The 17,542-nt window shown below is 44.3% G+C and carries 15 protein-coding genes and 2 pseudogenes; 5 read left to right on the plus strand and 12 right to left on the minus strand.

The window, feature by feature from the left end:
* Positions 1-30 precede the first annotated feature (30 nt).
* On the minus strand, positions 31-654 hold the full coding sequence (locus BIZ39_RS14220; protein WP_014950819.1) for a mechanosensitive ion channel family protein: 624 nt from the start codon (positions 652-654) through the stop codon (positions 31-33).
* A 276-nt stretch (positions 655-930) separates the two neighbouring features.
* Here BIZ39_RS14220 and rimK point away from each other — a divergent pair, with 276 nt between their 5' ends.
* The 4 genes from rimK to BIZ39_RS14240 are packed head-to-tail and all read left to right on the plus strand — an operon-like array spanning position 931 to position 4,426.
* On the plus strand, positions 931-1,836 hold the full coding sequence (gene rimK, locus BIZ39_RS14225) for a 30S ribosomal protein S6--L-glutamate ligase (protein ID WP_187447294.1): 906 nt from the start codon (positions 931-933) through the stop codon (positions 1,834-1,836).
* A 48-nt stretch (positions 1,837-1,884) separates the two neighbouring features.
* The gene (locus BIZ39_RS14230; protein WP_014950821.1) at positions 1,885-2,916 is read left to right on the plus strand and encodes a succinylglutamate desuccinylase/aspartoacylase family protein; all 1,032 of its coding nucleotides are present in this window, start codon (positions 1,885-1,887) and stop codon (positions 2,914-2,916) included.
* A gap of 17 nt (positions 2,917-2,933) precedes the next feature.
* Entirely contained in the window at positions 2,934-3,368 is a 435-nt protein-coding gene (locus BIZ39_RS14235; protein ID WP_014950822.1) for an ATP-dependent zinc protease, read from the plus strand.
* 59 nt (positions 3,369-3,427) lie between these two features.
* The gene (locus tag BIZ39_RS14240) at positions 3,428-4,426 is read left to right on the plus strand and encodes an amino acid ABC transporter substrate-binding protein (RefSeq protein WP_222936617.1); all 999 of its coding nucleotides are present in this window, start codon (positions 3,428-3,430) and stop codon (positions 4,424-4,426) included.
* On the opposite strand, the gene BIZ39_RS14245 is transcribed toward BIZ39_RS14240, so the two are convergent.
* Positions 4,386-5,030, minus strand: coding sequence for a response regulator transcription factor (locus BIZ39_RS14245; RefSeq protein WP_014950824.1), 645 nt, complete (start codon positions 5,028-5,030; stop codon positions 4,386-4,388). The genes BIZ39_RS14240 and BIZ39_RS14245 overlap by 41 nt on opposite strands.
* A gap of 18 nt (positions 5,031-5,048) precedes the next feature.
* Complete coding sequence (gene acs / locus BIZ39_RS14250; RefSeq protein ID WP_187447296.1) at positions 5,049-6,995, minus strand: acetate--CoA ligase; 1,947 nt, start codon at positions 6,993-6,995, stop codon at positions 5,049-5,051.
* Positions 6,996-7,239: 244 nt separating this feature from the next.
* On the opposite strand from acs, the gene BIZ39_RS14255 reads away from it, so the two are divergent.
* Entirely contained in the window at positions 7,240-8,403 is a 1,164-nt protein-coding gene (locus tag BIZ39_RS14255; protein ID WP_187447297.1) for a DcaP family trimeric outer membrane transporter, read from the plus strand.
* A gap of 93 nt (positions 8,404-8,496) precedes the next feature.
* Here the strand turns inward: BIZ39_RS14255 and BIZ39_RS14260 are convergent, their stop codons facing one another.
* The 9 genes and pseudogenes from BIZ39_RS14260 to tuf form a co-directional block, all read right to left on the minus strand.
* Complete coding sequence (locus tag BIZ39_RS14260) at positions 8,497-9,651, minus strand: Na/Pi symporter (RefSeq protein WP_014977486.1); 1,155 nt, start codon at positions 9,649-9,651, stop codon at positions 8,497-8,499.
* Positions 9,652-9,760: 109 nt separating this feature from the next.
* The gene (locus BIZ39_RS14265; protein ID WP_187447298.1) at positions 9,761-10,813 is read right to left on the minus strand and encodes an aldo/keto reductase; all 1,053 of its coding nucleotides are present in this window, start codon (positions 10,811-10,813) and stop codon (positions 9,761-9,763) included.
* A gap of 359 nt (positions 10,814-11,172) precedes the next feature.
* A complete protein-coding gene (locus BIZ39_RS14270) occupies positions 11,173-11,787 on the minus strand; it encodes an ankyrin repeat domain-containing protein (protein ID WP_187447299.1) in 615 nt (204 codons plus the stop codon).
* Between the two features lie 146 nt (positions 11,788-11,933).
* Positions 11,934-12,401, minus strand: a pseudogene (locus tag BIZ39_RS14275) (catalase-related domain-containing protein); the annotation flags it as partial.
* Positions 12,402-12,408: 7 nt separating this feature from the next.
* Positions 12,409-12,585 carry a hypothetical protein gene (locus BIZ39_RS14280; protein WP_155661503.1) on the minus strand — a complete coding sequence of 59 codons (177 nt, stop codon included), beginning with the start codon at positions 12,583-12,585 and terminating at the stop codon, positions 12,409-12,411.
* 271 nt (positions 12,586-12,856) lie between these two features.
* Positions 12,857-14,209: an alkaline phosphatase PhoX gene (locus BIZ39_RS14285; protein ID WP_187447300.1), complete on the minus strand. Its 1,353-nt coding sequence runs from the start codon at positions 14,207-14,209 to the stop codon at positions 12,857-12,859.
* 172 nt (positions 14,210-14,381) lie between these two features.
* Entirely contained in the window at positions 14,382-16,505 is a 2,124-nt protein-coding gene (locus BIZ39_RS14290; RefSeq protein ID WP_262385774.1) for a GGDEF domain-containing phosphodiesterase, read from the minus strand.
* A gap of 27 nt (positions 16,506-16,532) precedes the next feature.
* On the minus strand, positions 16,533-16,940 hold the full coding sequence (locus BIZ39_RS22315) for a hypothetical protein (RefSeq protein WP_262385775.1): 408 nt from the start codon (positions 16,938-16,940) through the stop codon (positions 16,533-16,535).
* 418 nt (positions 16,941-17,358) lie between these two features.
* A pseudogene (gene tuf, locus BIZ39_RS14295) lies at positions 17,359-17,542 on the minus strand (elongation factor Tu); the annotation flags it as partial.

The following is a 17,542-nucleotide window of genomic DNA, read 5'->3' on the forward strand; positions in this document are numbered from 1 at the left end:
GTTTTTCGCTATATGTGTAAGGAAAGACGTCTAGAGTAATTCGTCGTGTGGTTTACTTTCTTCAATTTTAACCACCGGCGTTTCTACGCTCGACTTTGCCACCACTTTTCCCATTGCTCCCCACTTCTCTTTAGGGTTGAGCAAAACAGGACGGGTTAAAATTAGGTTATTAGGATACATGAGAGTTTCACGCTCAGCGGTAAGCAAGCGCGTGCTAAACGGCCCTACATCGGCAATCACACCTTCAATGAAGTTATCGCCGTCGAGAATGCGCACATAATTACCTCTGCGATAGGCTACGTTTGTGAGCAAAATAAAGTACGCAGTGATGTTACTGATGAGTGACCAACTAGCAAAAAGCGCAACACCGGTTACCGTGATGATAGAAGTGGAAAGCACTAAGAGCCCAGAAAAATCGATCCCCCATGCTAGCAACAACAAGGCTAACGATACTGTAGCGACAATAACCCGTGCAGCAAAAAGCCCTTTAATAGCACTATTTGATTTTAGCTTTGACTTTACGATGTTGGTTTCTAATTTTGGCAGCAACTTACGAGACATCGCCAAATAAATTAGTAAAACCAAACCACTCCACACGACATTTGACTGGTACTGAGTTAACCACGCCAAAAACCCATGCCACCACTCATTCATTAACACAAATCCTTACATTTTTTCGTTAAGCAGACTGACCTTAAATTCTGATTTTACGTTAAAAAGGCCGACGCGCTCTAATGCTAACGCGAAAAACAGTCAAGTTCATGCATTAAAAGCAATCGACACAACAAGAATTATTCGTAAGACACCCCCGAACACTTACATTAGTATGCGCGCAAAAATGACTTGTCTATTTAACAATCACGTTCTAACGTGGTAATAGATTGGTCGATAAAACGACAAAATAAAACACAAACTACAGGCTTTTTTATAATGCGCATTGCAATTCTTTCTAGAAATCCTCGTCTTTACTCTACTTCACGCTTAGTCGAAGCTGGGCAGGCTCGCGGGCATCAGGTTGACGTTATCGATACCATGCACTGCTACATGGATATCACCAGTGCGCGACCGTCAGTTCGCTATAACGGTAAGCGACTACCCTATTACGATGCAGTGATCCCGCGAATTGGCGCATCGGTTAGCTTTTACGGCACATCGGTCGTTCGCCAATTTGAAATGGTGGGCACATACAGCCTTAACGAGTCGGTTGCTATCAGCCGCTCTCGAGATAAATTGCGTTCATTGCAGCTTTTATCACGTAAAGGCATAGGTATGCCTAGAACAGGCTTTGCACACCACCCTGACAAAATCGACGATGTTATTAAAACGGTTGGCGGCGCCCCAGTGGTTATTAAGTTACTTGAAGGCACGCAAGGTATTGGCGTGGTATTGGCCGACACGCAAAAAGCGGCAGAGTCGATCATTGAAGCCTTTATGGGCCTTAACGCCAGTATTTTAGTGCAAGAGTTCATTAAAGAAGCGGGCGGTGCAGATATTCGTTGCTTCGTGGTAGGTGGAAAAGTTGTAGCAGCGATGAAGCGCCAAGCAGCACCTGGGGAATTCCGCTCTAACCTTCACCGTGGCGGTCAGGCAAGTTTAGTTCGTCTAAGTCCAGCGGAACGCAAAACAGCGGTAGATGCGGCTAAAACGATGGGACTAAATTGTTGTGGCGTAGATATTCTTCGTTCGAACAACGGTCCAGTCGTTATGGAAGTAAACTCTTCGCCGGGCCTTGAAGGCATTGAGAAAGCGACCAATAAGGATGTCGCCAGTATGATCATCGAGTTCATTGAAAAAAGCGCAGAGCCGCACAAAACAAAAACCCGTGGAAAGGGCTAGCGCCCTTTAACCTTTGCTATGCAATAACGTAAATATAGGAAAACGTTAGTGGTAAATGATGTTTTAAGAATTGGGGGTGAAAACATTGCTCCTGGCGAAACAAAAAAGATTGAGTTAGAAATGCCGCCGTTGTACACGGCCACCAATATGAGCATTCCGGTTTACGTTAAACGAGGAAAGCGACCAGGTCCCATTATGTTCGTCAGCGCAGCCATTCACGGTGACGAATTAAATGGCATCGAAATAGTAGGCAGACTTATCCGCTCAAAAGCGATTGAACGCCTAAGAGGAACCCTTATCGCGGTGCCTATGGTTAATGTGTACGGCGTACTAAACCAGTCTCGTTATTTACCCGATAGACGCGATTTGAACCGCAGTTTTCCAGGGAGTAAAAAAGGTTCGCTTGCCGGTAGGTTAGCCAACTTGTTTTTCAAAGAAGTGGTAAGTAAGTGCGATGTCGGCATTGACCTTCACACCGGCGCTATACACCGAAGTAACTTGCCACAGATTCGCGCTGACTTAGACGACCCAGAAGTACTGGAAATGGCAAAAGCGTTTGGCGTACCTGTACTTCTTAACGCAGAGTTACGCGATGGCTCTTTGCGCGAATCGGCCAGTGAAAGTGGCGTTAAAATTCTGCTTTACGAAGCAGGCCAAGCGTTACGTTATGACGAGTTTTCTATTCGTGCCGGCGTAAGAGGCATTATTAATACCATGCGTCATTTGGGCATGCTGAATAAAAGCCGCAGCAAGGGCCACAGTATCGAGCGTTTTATAGCGCGCCAAAGTGGATGGGTTCGCGCGCCAGAAAGTGGCTTTGTGACGCATCTAGCACAGCTAGGTGACCATGTTGAGAAAGGTGACAAACTGGCCATTATTGCTGATCCGTTTGGCAATTATTTAGACAGCCTTGAAAGCCCTGCAGAAGGTGTTGTAATTGGTAAACAAAATATTCCGCTTACCCAAGAAGGTGAAGCGGTATACCACATTGCATACTTTTCAGAGCCTGATACTGTTGCAGAACACGTAGAATTATTACAAGACAATTTATTGCCACCAGAACAGGGTCCTGTTTTATAAAATTGGTAGAAAAACTGATGAACAATAAAAAAATTGTTGGTGCGGTAGAGCTGTGCGATTTACCCAAACTCGCCATCTCTGATTTGAACGTACGCGTTGATACAGGGGCGGCAACGTCTTCACTTCACGTTGATAACATTGAAGAGTTTGATCAAGACGGTGAATTATGGATTAAATTTGATATTCATCCGGACATTCACAACGTTGAACGCGTGGTTCGCAGAGAAGCACGTGTAGAAGGACAAAAACGCGTAAAAAGCTCAACGGCTACACTTGAGAAGCGCTATGTTATAATTACGCCTATAATAATGGACGGGTACCAGTGGGATATTCAGTTAACCCTAACGGACCGCTCTGAAATGACCTATTTGATGCTGCTCGGAAGAGAAGCAATGAGTGGTCAATTTATTGTAGACCCTGAACACGACTTTTTGCTGACGGGGAAAGACTAGCAATACAAGTTTGCCAATGGTTATTCAACGTTAATACCTGCGGCAACTTGCAGTAAGGCATGCGTTTAGTGCATGAAATACAAAATATGGACGTTACGAAAAAAGCCCTAAGTGTTGCCGCTTTACTGTTGAGTGTATTTACACTATTGAGTGCTCATGCTCAGCAGCAAAACACAAATGAGGTAAGTACTGACTTACCTCACACCGTTCTCCGCTTGCCAAATATTCATCCTGGACGAGACGCCGTATACGCCTACGCTAAACGTCTTCTCACAGAATCACTGCGCGTTACTGAACCTCAATACGGTTCTTTTGAACTGATTGTCAGCGACCAAGAAACGGCGCAAGAACGTCAACTACGCAGCCTTGAACACAACATGCTAGACGTGACGTGGAGCGTTACCTCGACAGAGCGTGAACGTCAGTTCCTGCCCATTCGCATTCCCATTATGGCGGGTCTTTTTGGTAAGCGTGCACTGCTGGTCAGAGAAGGCGATACGCGACTTAAAGAAGTAAAGTCATTAAACGCGTTACGAGCATACCGCGCGGTTTTGGGCTACGACTGGCCCGATACGAAGATATTTCGCGCAAACGATATCCCAGTGTTAGAAACGACCTACCGGGCGTCATTTCGCATTGTTTCAGAAGGCTTCGCCGATATGTTTCCAAGAAGCGTAATGGAAATCAAAGAGGAGCTTTCAGACAAAACCCTTTCTCGCGGCCTAACTATTGATGAACACCTTATAATATCGTATCCAAGCCCCATCTTTTTCTTTGTAGGAAGCGACAATCAGGCATTAGCCGGGCGGATAGCTGAAGGCCTGTTAAGGCTCTTCGAAACGGGTAAGTTTCAGGAGCTACTGTTAGCTCACGATAACTTTAGAGAAGGTATGGCACTTAGCGAAGGGCGAACGGTTATTGAAATTGACAACCCTTTGCTAAGTGAACAAAGCCGCTTGGCATTGGAAAAGTTCTTACCGGAATTTGCTACCTCAGAAGCCGTGCTTAAGTTCGACGTTACTGAACCGGCGGCTCCAACTCAAGTTGTGAAGCAATAAGTACCGCTTGTGTGCGGTTGTTTATGCCCAACTTTTTAAAGATAGCAGTAACATGCGCTTTAACCGTGGCCTCTGCGATATCTAAATTAAAGCCAATTTGCTTGTTAAGCAAGCCGTCTCGCATGTAACAAAGCACCTTGTATTGCGAAGGTGTTAGCGAGGCAACTTTGTCCGCTAATTCAGAGAACTCTTCATTCACCTCATCAACGTCTTCGCTTAAGTTATCAGGTAGCCATACATCGCCATCCAGAATTGCTTCTACGGCGTTTGCAATATCCTGGGCACTGGCAGTTTTTGGGATGAACCCTAGCGCGCCCACGCTAATAATCTTTGAAATAAGTGTGGTGTCTTCTGTGCCAGAGACTACGGCAACAGGAAGTTCGGGAAAGAGTTTTCGAATATGCAGCAAACCAAACAAATCATTGCTACCCGGCATGTGCAAATCAAGCAACAATAAGTCGATATCCTCGTTGTTGAGAATATCGACTGTAGTGTTAAGGTCTCCCGCCTCTTTGAGGGTTAAGGCTGGAAGTGACAACGACAACGCGCCTCTTAGTGCATCGCGATACAGCGGATGATCATCAGCGATTAGAAGGGTTATCATTGTCTATATCCTTAGTTTCTACTTATTTAGACGTTCCTCTATCAGTGTATCAACAACCGATGGATCCGCCAACGTAGATGTGTCACCTAATTGCTCATGCTCATTGGCGGCAATCTTACGCAAAATACGGCGCATAATTTTACCAGAGCGGGTTTTAGGTAATCCACGAGACCATTGGATCATATCAGGTGTAGCAATCGGGCTTAGCTCTTGACGCACCCACGCCTTAAGCTCTTTAGTAAGGGCTTCATCTGCTTCAACCCCTTCATTTGGCGTTACGTAAACGTAGATACCCTGCCCTTTGATATCATGTGGGAAGCCAACAACGGCAGCCTCAGCCACTTTAGGATGGGCAACAAGTGCACTTTCGATTTCAGCGGTGCCCAAACGGTGTCCAGAAACGTTTAACACGTCATCTACACGACCGGTGATCCAGTAAAAGCCATCTTCGTCGCAACGAGCACCGTCACCGGTGAAGTACACACCTTTGTATGCGCTGAAGTAGGTGTTAATAAAGCGTTGGTGATCGCCGTAAACCGTACGCGCTTGGCTTGGCCAGCTGTCTTTAATTACTAGGTTACCTTCTGCTACGCCTTCAAGCTCTTTGCCGTCAGCGTCAAATAGCGCAGGCTGAATGCCGAAGAATGGACGAGTCGCTGAGCCAGGCTTCAACTCCGTAGCGCCAGGTAAAGGCAGGATCATGTGTCCACCTGTTTCTGTCTGCCACCATGTATCGATGATAGGACAACGGCTCATACCAATTACGCGGTGGTACCATTCCCATGCTTCAGGATTAATAGGTTCACCTACTGTTCCTAACAGACGAAGCGATGAGACATCACACCCTTCAGCTGGAACATCTCCGTGGGCCATTAATGCGCGGATCGCAGTTGGCGCGGTATATAAACTATTTACTTTGTATTTTTCCACTACCTGAGCAATACGCTTAACGTCTGGATAGGTGGGTACACCCTCAAAGAACACTTGTGATGCGGCGTTCACCATTGGGCCATAAACCATGTAGCTGTGGCCTGTAATCCAGCCTACATCAGCGGTACACCAATAAACATCGTCTTCTTTGTAGTCAAAGGCATATTTAAAGGTCATCGCAGAATATAAGAGATACCCGCCCGTGGTGTGTACTACACCTTTTGGCGTTCCAGTAGAGCCTGATGTATAAAGGATAAACAGTGGGTCTTCCGCGTTCATTACCTCTGGTTCACACTGCGCTGACACGCCATCAACAGCGTCATGCCACCACACATCGTGCTTAGCATTCCAGTCTACTTCTCCTCCTGTGAGCTTATGAACTAAAACATGAGTAATAGACGGACACGCATCACCAGATAGTGCTTTATCCACATTCGCTTTCAGTGGAATACTTCTTCCAGCACGACGGCCTTCATCAGCAGTAATCACGACTTTGGCGTTGCTGTCGTTGATACGATCGGCAATCGCGTTAGGTGAAAATCCACCGAAAATCACCGAATGTACTGCACCAATTCGGGCACACGCTAGCATGGCGTAGGCAGCCTCAGGTACCATCGGCATGTAAATCGCAACACGATCACCTTTTGCTACGCCCATTTCTTTAAGTGCATTCGCTAATTTACAAACTTCATAGTGTACTTGTTGATACGTGATATCTTGGCTATCTTCTGGTGAGTCGCCTTCCCAGTGAAAGGCAACTTTTGTGGCATTGTTAGCCAGATGGCGGTCAATACAATTATAGCTGGCATTTAGCTCACCATCTTCAAACCATTTTATCGACACATCGTTTTCGCCAAACATCGTGTTTTTAATTTTGGTTGGCTTTTGATACCACTCAAGCATGGATGCGTGCTCAGCCCAGAACGCTTCAGGTTGCTCTACAGATTGCTTGTACATCTCGTCGTATTGAGATGCGGTTAAATGGGTAGACTGAAGAATGTTCTCAGGCACAGGATAAGTTTTGCTGGCGGTCATATAGATTGCCTCCAATATCAATGATGTAAATTCTTGTTGTATGGTGAAACACTCTAGCCATTCACCCACAAAGCAAAATGAGACTTTGGTCTTAGCAGCATACAACTAAGGTTCTACTAGAAAAGTATTACGACTATAGTCTTATGCGACCATTGGCTTATTTAATTTTGAGATAATAAGTACACAATCAGCAATGTTAACGTTGAATTTACATTTATTTAACCACTTTTTTGGAACAGACACGATGAAAGCTAAAATAAAAAATACGGCTACAGCAGTAGCGCTGTGCCTAGCAGCATCTACCGGTGCAGCGCAAGCAGCAACAATCGGCGACACAAGTGTGAAATTCACAGGCTACATTAAAGTCGACGCTATGGTCAGTGACTACTCAGATGGCACCATTGCATCGGGTAGCGTAGGTCGCGATTTCTATATTCCTTCACTAACACCTGTTGGTGGCGTTGACGAAGATCCACAATTTGATGCTCACATTAGAACATCGCGATTCCGCTTTGCTACTTCAACACCAACCGCTGAAGGCGATACCATTAACGGTGTTTTCGAGCTCGACTTTTTAGTGACCGATGGCGGCGATGAGCGCATCAGTAACTCTTACGTTCCTCGTGTTCGTCACGCATACCTGACCTACAAAAATTGGTTGGTAGGTCAAACATGGACAACTTTCATGGACGTAGGTTCTTTACCTGAATCTTTAGACTTTGTTGGTACGACTGACGGCATTACCTTTGGTCGTCAAGTTATGGTGAGATATACCAACGGCGGCCTTCAGCTTGCCCTTGAAAACCCAGAATCAACCATTACGCCATTTGGCGGTGGTAGCCGAATTACGAGTGACGACAGCAGCGTTCCAGACTTTGTAGCTGCCTATACGTCAAAGTATGACTGGGGTTATGTAAAAGTAGCGGGCTTATTAAGACAGTTGTCTTACGATAATGCCGCTGGCATTGATGCGGACGAAACCAGCTTTGGTGTATCGGTAACCGGTAAATACAATTTGTCTAATGGCGACGATATTCGCTTCACGTTCAACACGGGTAAAGGTTTAGGCAGATACTCTGCGCTAAACGCAGTTAATGGTGCAGTACTTACCGAAAGCGGCGACCTTGAAGCCATAGACTCAACAGGTTACGGCGTTGCGTATCGTCACAAGTGGAGCGAAAAAGCGCGCAGTAGCATCATGTTCTCGGCGTTTGAAGCAGACAATGACGTATCATTAACGGGTTTAGCTACCACTGAAAGCACTTATAGCACACGTGTAAACTACTTGTACTCGCCAACTAAAGCGCTAACCGTTGGCGCTGAATACGCTTTCGCAAAGCGTGAAATTGAAGCCGGCCTTGAAGGCGACATGAACCGCTTCCAAGTTTCAGCAAAATACGCATTCTAATACATGCACTAAGTTAAAAAAGAGAAACGGCACTGAGCTCATCAGCGCCGTTTTTTTGTGCATACAGAAAAATAGAATGGCGCGCTACATTAGCTACATAGTAGTGAAGATAATACCCAAAGGCATAATAAAGAATAAGCCACCGATATAAGCTGCGCCGTACATTTTCCGCTCTGCCGCTATCACTGATAATTGATAAGACAAATTGAGCGGAATATTGCGCAATAAAGGCAGCCCGTAAATAAGCGTAACGCCCAGAACGTTATAAATCAGGTGCACAAGCGCTATTTGTAGTGCAAATCCACTATTAACCCCCACTACACCCAACGCTGCGATAAGCGCAGTGATACATGTGCCTATATTTGCGCCCAATGTGAACGGATAGATATCCTTAGCTTTTAAAATTCCACTGCCAACCAAAGGAACCATGAGCGATGTGGTGGTTGACGAGGATTGCACTAGCACTGTCATCACAGCACCCGACGTTATTCCAGAGAGTGGCCCTTTTCCTATGCTGGTATGCAATAACGCCTTTGCCTTGCCTACCATAAGTGATTTCATAATTTTACCCATGTAGGTAATTGAAAACATAATAAGGCCGATACCAAGAATTATTTTCGCTACGCCCGGATAAATAGAAGGTAAAAAGGAGAATGCTTGTGTAACTATGTCTGTTACCGGTTGCGTCATCGCTTTAATAGGATTAACACCAGACACACCGATGGCTTCACCTGTATGGATAAGCGCAACCAATTGGGCACTTAAAAACTCCAAAATACCAAACGCCATTTCAAGAGGTAAGAAAATTAGTACCGACAGTACATTGAAGAAGTCATGAATAGTGGCCGCATTGAAGGCTCTTTGAAACTCATCTTTTTTTGCAACATGACCAAGGCTCACCAAGGTGTTGGTAATACTGGTCCCAATGTTGGCGCCCATCATCATGGGTATAGCGATAGTTATGGGTAAACCACCCGCTACCATTCCGACAATAATAGAGGTAACCGTACTTGAAGACTGAATAAGTGCGGTACACACCATACCAATAATCAATCCCATGACAGGATTAGAAGCAAAACTAAAAAGAGATTTCGCGTGGTCGCCAGTAGCAAATTTGAATCCGCTGCCAATCATGCTGACAGCTAATAACATCACATAGACTAACAAGGCTAAAAGAAGCCACTTACGCCAGTTATGTGCTTTTTCTAGCACGCTGTTCTGGGCTAGTTGAGGGTCAATCATTGACATAATACGCACAAATTCATACTTGAAAAACACATAATATGACGTGCGTATTACACAAAAATGACGGGGGAGTGAAGTGCTACCCCGCCAATCTTAGGAAGAAAAAATTCGCTTAGAAGCCTAAAGGATACTGCCTTAGTACACCGTGAATGTCGTCTAATGTTTCCTTCGAAAGTGAAATATCAAACGCGTCTATATTTTCTTTAAGTTGAGGCACAGTGGTAGCGCCAATAATTGTTGAGGTAACACCAGGCACTTGCTTACACCACGCCAACGCGAGCTGCGAAGGTGTTATTCCTGCTTTTTCTGCAATCTTCATATATTCAGCTGTAGCTGCCTGCGCTGGCGCTTTATCTCTAAATAACCCCATACGCTGAGCTAGTGTCCAACGACTACCTTCCGGTCTGGCTCCATCCTGATACTTACCACTTAACATACCCGTTGCTAACGGCGACCACGGAAGGTAAGCAATGTTCTCTAGTTCACACATTTCAATTAAATAAGGCCAGTCTTTCGCATGAAGTAAACTGAACTCATTTTGGATAGAAACTGGAAGCGGCATATCCAGCTCTTTGCAAAGTGTAAGAAAGGCGTGAATGCCCCAAGGCGTGTCATCTGACAGCCCCCAGTGTCTAATTTTCCCTTCATCCAGCGCGCGCTTAATGCCTGAAAGGATATCACGCATACCATCCAGTTCTTTCTCTCGATTGGTTTTGGTTGGATCAGCACCATCCGGCCAATGCTTACCGAAATGAGGTGTAACTCTATTCGGCCAATGAAGCTGGTAAACGTCGATATAATCCGTTTTTAAGCGTTCTAATGAATAGGTGAGTGCGTTTGCGATAGCGTCAGCTGTAATGGGCCCTGCGTTTCGAATGTAATTCAAACCGCTGCCAGCAATTTTAGTCATTAAAACAATGTCAGAGCGCTTTGATTCGTTCCGCGAAATCCAATTACCGATAATGCGCTCTGTATCGCCATAGGTATCTACATTTGGGGGAACAGGATACATTTCCGCCGTATCGACAAAGTTCACGCCTTTATCCAGGGCAAACGCTATTTGCTCGTCTGCATCTTGCTGGGTGTTTTGAATGCCCCATGTCATTGTGCCCAAACACACATCCGACACCTGTAAGTCGCTATTTCCTAAGCGGTTAAACTTCATTTTTGCTTCTACCTTGCTTGGCTTATACCTTATTGATGCAATAATAAGTCGACCGCTTAAGAAATAAAAATGCTCTCTGTATTTATGAGGCTTTCTTAATGGTCAACTCGGCTTCTACACTTGCTAGCCGCGCCTCAATATCTCTTTTGGACTCGACCATTTCATTCGCCAATTCTGCGAGTGATTTTAACTCTGCAACCCCTAACTTTCTGGTATTAATTATTTGATACTGACGCTTCCAGCGATAAAAGAAAGTAAGAAAGTTAACAAAAGCTCGGTGAAATGTCGCAGAACTCTTGATCAATACCAGAATTAACACGATAGACGTGAGCGCAGCAACTAAAAGCCGGTGAGGTAAGCTACTTATTATCTTTGTTCAGTGCCTTAGCGAGCGCGTAATTGCCTTGCGACAAGGCTATATCTGCCACTGAGTTACCAGCTTTATCTACATGCTTAGGATTTGCGCCTTTTTCTATTAGGCTGCTTACAATCTCTTGTCTATCGAAGAGGCTTGCAAACATTAGGGCCGTTTGCCCATTTGCGTTTTCTTCGTCTATATCGCAATCGGCAAATACCAGCTGCTTTGCCACACTAACATGACCTTTAAATATAGCGCCCATAAGTGCAGTATTCCCGCGGTTGTCTTCTTGACACGGGTTTACCTTCGCCTGCTCAATAAGAAAGTTTACGGTGTCAGTGTGACCGTGGTACGCCGCAAGAATAAGTGCTGTATAGCCTTTTTCATCTGCGACGTTTACATCTAGCCCAGCGTTATAAAAGGCTTGCAACAGGGTGCTGTCGCCTTCTCTAGCTGCGTCGAAATACCGCACTTTTAGTGCTTTAATAGATAGCGAAGCTGATTGCGCAGGTTTATCCGCCGCACTAGTTACTTGTGTTACAGCACTGGCATCGAAGCTGAATAGAGTGACAATAACGAACAGTGTTGGTAGTAGTGAGTGCTTAAAAATAGACATTGTGCCCTCTTTATTTATCGACGCAAGAAGTGGAAAGGAATGTTTGAGATTAGGTAGCTACGCATTAGGTGGACTATTTACCAACGATAAATAGCCCACCTTTTAGTGCTTCTGACTTAAGTACTTCTGACTTTAGTAGCTCTGGTTTATTGCATTAGCGCCGTCAGGCTTTCTGCCACTTGTTTCGCTTTAGCTGCACGTGCAGCCTGCTGTTCCATCAAGTCTTTCGCCGTTTGACGAACTTTAGCCATTGGTGCTTTTGCTAGTTTAGCTACGCCTTTGCCGTAGTCTTTATCTGCGTTGTACATATAAGCACTAATAATGACGCGGATTTCTTCTTCAGGCACCGATGCCAGTGCTCCACCTAAGTTATTAATCAGGTTTTGCTGGCCTTCTTTGGTTAGCTTTCTGAAAAACTCCCCTGCTTGTTTAAAGCTCTGCTCTTTGTAGAACGGAATTTGTTGCGTCATACCTGCAAGCGGTTTGCTTGAGTAACGGAACGCTGGGTCTTCGTTAAGATCAAGGCGTCGACTTGGCTGATAATTCACATCGCGATTAGTGCTAGTTGTACGCAGCTGACCATGTTGCTCGTGGTTATTGGTAACCGCATTTTTGAGGTTCTCACAGCTGTACTCCCACATGAAGGTTGGAACGAGGTTTAGGGGCTTTGACTTCTACGCAAACTTGGTCGCCATAATAGTTATCAGCGTAATTGCATTGCGTTTGAATGGGTTGATTAGTTGTAGAGGAAACACGGTGGCTATTCGCCGTTGTTAGCTTTTTTAATAGTGCGCTCATTTGGCTCTCCTTCTTAAGTTGAGAGCATTATCATTAATTGAACAAAACTATTGAAATGGGTTAAAACGATTCAAATAATTAATTTATTAGATTGTAAAGGTACTCGCTAATCGAGAAAACATATGAAGTTAGTAAATGATGCGTGACGAAAAAAAATTGATAGAAATTTGCAGTTCACACTGGGGGATTGCGGCGCCATTTCAAAGCAAAAAGAATAAATGACGCCAGTTTACTAGAGAACCCCTAATATCTGGTCTCCAACCTCTTATCTCTAACCTTCAAGCCATGGCCCGGTTATAGCTAAGGTCTTCGTTGGAGAGTAAATATTCACGAACAGCGTATTGCCGTCAGGCGAGAAACACGCGCCGGCAAGTTCAGTTTGCGCATGGAGCTTTGCAAAGTTATACACTTCTCCATTTGGTGTAACACCGCGTAAATGGTTATCAACAATGTCGGTATATTGGTCTTCACACACCAGAAGATGTCCGTTTGGACATACGGTCAAGTTATCGCCGAAGTTATATAAGTTCTTGTCTTCGCTTTCTAAAAATAGCTGAAGCTTGTCTTGTTTACCATCAGCAGAAGGAACAAGTTTCATTACTTGACCGAGCTGCTTTTGGCCGCCATTAGTACAGCAAAAATAAAGCTCATCTTCACCCCAATGTATACCTTCACCGCGAGCGAATAAGGCAGCACCTTTCTCGTATCCTCTAGCGCGTAAGTCATCGTTCGGGCTTTCTGGATTGTCTAATGCTATCCACTCAACGTCGAACCACGTCGCCAATGGCATAGTTGTGGAACTCCAGTTACGTGTATCAAACTGAGGTTTATTTTTTACTACCAGGGCTTCTAATTGGCCGCCAGCTGCCAAGTTAGCGTACTCGTTAGGTACAAAGCGATATAGCAAGCTGTCACCCTGATCTTCAGTCAGGTAAACAATGCCTGTTTTGGGGTCAACACATGCCGCTTCATGGTTAAAGCGCCCCATTGCTTTAAGCGGTTTAGCTTCAATGAGTGAGTCAGCGTTTGCAGGTACTTCAAATATGTAGCCGTGATCTTTGTTTACCACATCGCCGTTGGGGCCATGAGGTCGGTCTACGGACTCTTCACACGTTAGCCACGTGCCCCAAGGCGTAATGCCGCCCGAGCAGTTTCTTACCGTTCCAACAAGACTGATAAACTCTCGCTCTACCATTTTGGTGGTAAGGTTATACACCATGGTTGTAGTGCCGCCTGGTAAAGCAACCCCACTATGATAGTTGTCATAGGCCAACTCGCTAGTATGCTTTTGAATAGACTGTGGCTGAGCACTCAAATGTTTGGGGTGCAGTTCGTGGTTACGTATAAGCGCCACTTTGTCGCTACTGCCTTCTAGAGGCAAACAACCCATACCGTCCGCTCTGTCAGGTACATGCATACCATCAGACATGCTATTTCCAAGGCTTGATATAACCTTATAGCTAAAGCCTTTAGGTAAATCGAGCAGCTTTTGAGGGTCGGCGACTAGTGCACCATAGCCTTCACTAATCGGCATAGACGCCAAATTTATTTTCTTACCAAAAGCACTGGTCGCTAGGCCACCAAATGCCAAAGAGCCTACTAAAAACTGGCGTCGTGTTATCATCAAAGTCTCTCACAGCACTAAATTCAAAAATTATAACTCGGTATTGTTACAGTATGACAAAAGGAGCTTATAAAACTTACAAGAGAGCCGCTTTTTCAGGTGAAAAAGAGAACCTAGAACACGATCAAGACTTGGCTAGCCAATAGCGGATAATTGCAAACTTTCTTTAAATTTAGGGCAGTTTTGTGTTTTCATTGATTCCCGCCCAATGTGCTTCCGGTTCAGGCCTTGAGAAGTAATAGCCTTGAAATTTTTCACAGCCTTTACCTATTAGGTATTTTAGCTGCTCTTCACTCTCTACACCCTCTGCAATACATGTGACATTCAGTGCTTTGGCCATTTCAATAATTGCATCAACAATCTGCGCTGCTTTTCCATCAAAGTCTTTTCCTATGTCGTCCACAAAGTATTTATCTATTTTAAGCTCACTGATAGGGAGAACTTTCAGGTATGCAAGACTGGAATATCCAGTACCGAAATCATCAATTGAAAAGCGAAAGCCGAATCTTGCGAGTTCAAGCATGGTTTCCTTAACCAGCTCAATATCCACCACTAAAGCGGTTTCTGTTAATTCCAGCATTAACATGTGAGGTGGAATGCCGTATTGATTTACGCGAGAAAGTAGCGAATTTATAAAGTCAGGCACAACGATTTGTCTAGCGCTTATGTTGATCGCAATACTGGTTTTTAAACCGCTTTTCACGAAGTTACTAATAACGCTCAGCGTTTTTCTTAAAACTATGTCACCTATTTCGCAGATAGCGTAGCTCTCTTCGGCAATAGGAATAAATTCACTTGGGCTTACTGGACCTAACTCTTTCGAGTACCACCGCACCAACGCTTCGAAAGAAGAAACCGTTCCATCATGGGTAACTTGAGGCTGAAGTACTATTGATAATTCATCGCGTTCTATCGCTTGTTCAAGCTTAGATTTTATATCTAAGTAACGGTCGAACTCTTTAAACCCATCCTCTGAAATATGACAAAGACCAAAAGGTGCCGACCTTTTTGCCCTTTTAACAGCCTGTTCGATTACATTGATGATTGACTCAAAGCTTTGACCTTGCGGGTTAAAGATAGCACTGCCAAGTGACGCGGTAAGAGACCATTTCACTGAATTTATGACAATATCGAAATGACGTGGACTAAGGAGTGCGCTTTCCACTAAGTTCGCATCAAATTTATGGAGGTCTTCTTTTATGTAGGTTTTTTTAGACAGTACGACAAAACTATCACCGCCATATTTAAAAATTTCATAATCGTGGCCGATGACGAAAAGCAACTGCTCTGCAATCTTTCTTATAGCATAGTTGCCGTTACCAAAGCCAAAACGCGTATTGATTTGCGCCATATTATCGATATCTAACAACAAAATATGTATATATTCTTGCTTCAACGATGCGCGTAACATCAAGTCTTTAAAGCGTTGATGGAACCACTGCTGATTTCGAAGGCGGGTAACAGAGTCAGTATAAGCGAGGTTATAAATGGTATCCTGCGCTTCTATACGTTCACTAATATCCCGTATAACACCTATAAATCCCCTTTCACCCTGGTCAAAACTCTCCGACAATGACAATTCCATCTGGAATATATCGCCGTTTTTTCGCTTAGCCGGAAGCTGACGACCTACTCCTATAATTTTACCTACCCCAGTCTCCATATAATTGCGCATATAAAAAGCATGGTTAGACGCATAAGGTTCTGGCATTAGAATCTCTACAGATTGAGCGATTAACTCGCTTCGCGTGTAACCAAACGTTTTAAGCGCAATGTCGTTACAATGTGTGATTGTGCCCTTGACGTCGATACTAAATACAGCATCATTGATATTATTCAAAATATTTTGAATTTTCATCGCTCGCTCTTCATTGAGAGTAAGCGCGGTTTTATATTCAGTAATATCTTCAAATGCACCGAAAAGACGCTTCACTGCGCCATTCTTATAAAGCTCCGCTTTCCCAGAGGCTCTTACCCATCGAATAGTGCCTGACGAATCGATAATTTTGCACTGAATGTCATAGGGCTGTTGGTGAAAACGGAGGTTATCAAATGCGAGCGTTAACTCCTCAGTATATCCCGGGGCGAAAGAGTTGATGGCTTTTTGGACGTTTATGGCACTACCGACTGGTAAACCGAAGATACGGTATGTCTCTGATGACCATATTAACTTTTCAGTTTCAGGATAAAACTCCCATGACCCTGTTTTCGACATACGGCTTATTTCATCAATAAGGCTTAGGTTACGCGCGGTTTTTATTGCGAAAAAGTCCTTCTGCAGTTGTGTAGAAAACAACTTAGCTTGCAGTGAGAAAACTTGTAACTACTCATTGATGTCATGCTTGGGAGTGTTAAAAATAGCAACGAGTAAACCAATATCTTGGTTTTTCTCATTAAAGAGGCCCGCGCCTAAATACCCTTGCGCATTAAGCTCACTGAGGGTTTGATCATCGGGAAAATGCTCGCAAATGTCCGACTTGTAACCACACGCTCCAGTTAGCAAGACAGTTTCACAAGGCGAACCCTTCAGGTCATATTCAATTTGTGAAATTGGAGAGTCGTGCGCAAGCCCTACTAATACGGAAATTTTATCCGCTTTTTTGACGCCTAAAAAGAGGTAGTCAGCGTGAAGTAACTCATTAAACCCTAATAAATCTTGCTCATAAGCACTACGATTTTCCAAAACAATTGTGCTGAACTCCGATTCATTTAAAACTGACTCGAATGACATTACTTATAAAACCTTGTTAAAACATTAAAATGGAGTTTGCCACTTCGCACTGACGGAAAAAAGGCAGGACGATAATAAGTTTCAAATTTATCAATGCCTAAGCATAGCTCAACTTGCGATTAAGGCTAGCCTTGAACCTAGTCATTTTGAAATAAGTTTGTCCGCTTCCCCATAAAACCCGCCGGGCCTTAGGTTATTTCTGTATTAGAGAGTGAGTGCTGTGCCCTCTGAAACTCTACAACGCAGGGGGGGCGGTGTCGAAGCTCTAACTTAAAAAGTAGGGTAAGTTTACGGCGTGTTTCCTTCTCTCCCCCAAAGCTTTCTGTTATGCAGATTGCGAGGGAGTGACGTTCTAAATCGCAGGCATAAAAAAGCGCACCTAAGTGCGCTTTTCTTGGCTTGTGTTGCTAAGTCTAGATTAGTCTAGGATCTTAGATACAACACCGGCACCTACTGTACGACCACCTTCACGGATTGCGAAACGAAGACCTTCTTCCATCGCGATCGGAGCAATTAGCTCAACTTTGAATTTAAGGTTGTCACCAGGCATTACCATTTCTACGCCTTCTGGAAGCTCTACAGCACCAGTTACGTCAGTTGTA

The sequence above is a fragment of the Alteromonas sp. BZK5 genome (genome assembly GCF_014349115.1).
In the GTDB taxonomy this organism is placed as follows: domain Bacteria; phylum Pseudomonadota; class Gammaproteobacteria; order Enterobacterales; family Alteromonadaceae; genus Alteromonas; species Alteromonas macleodii.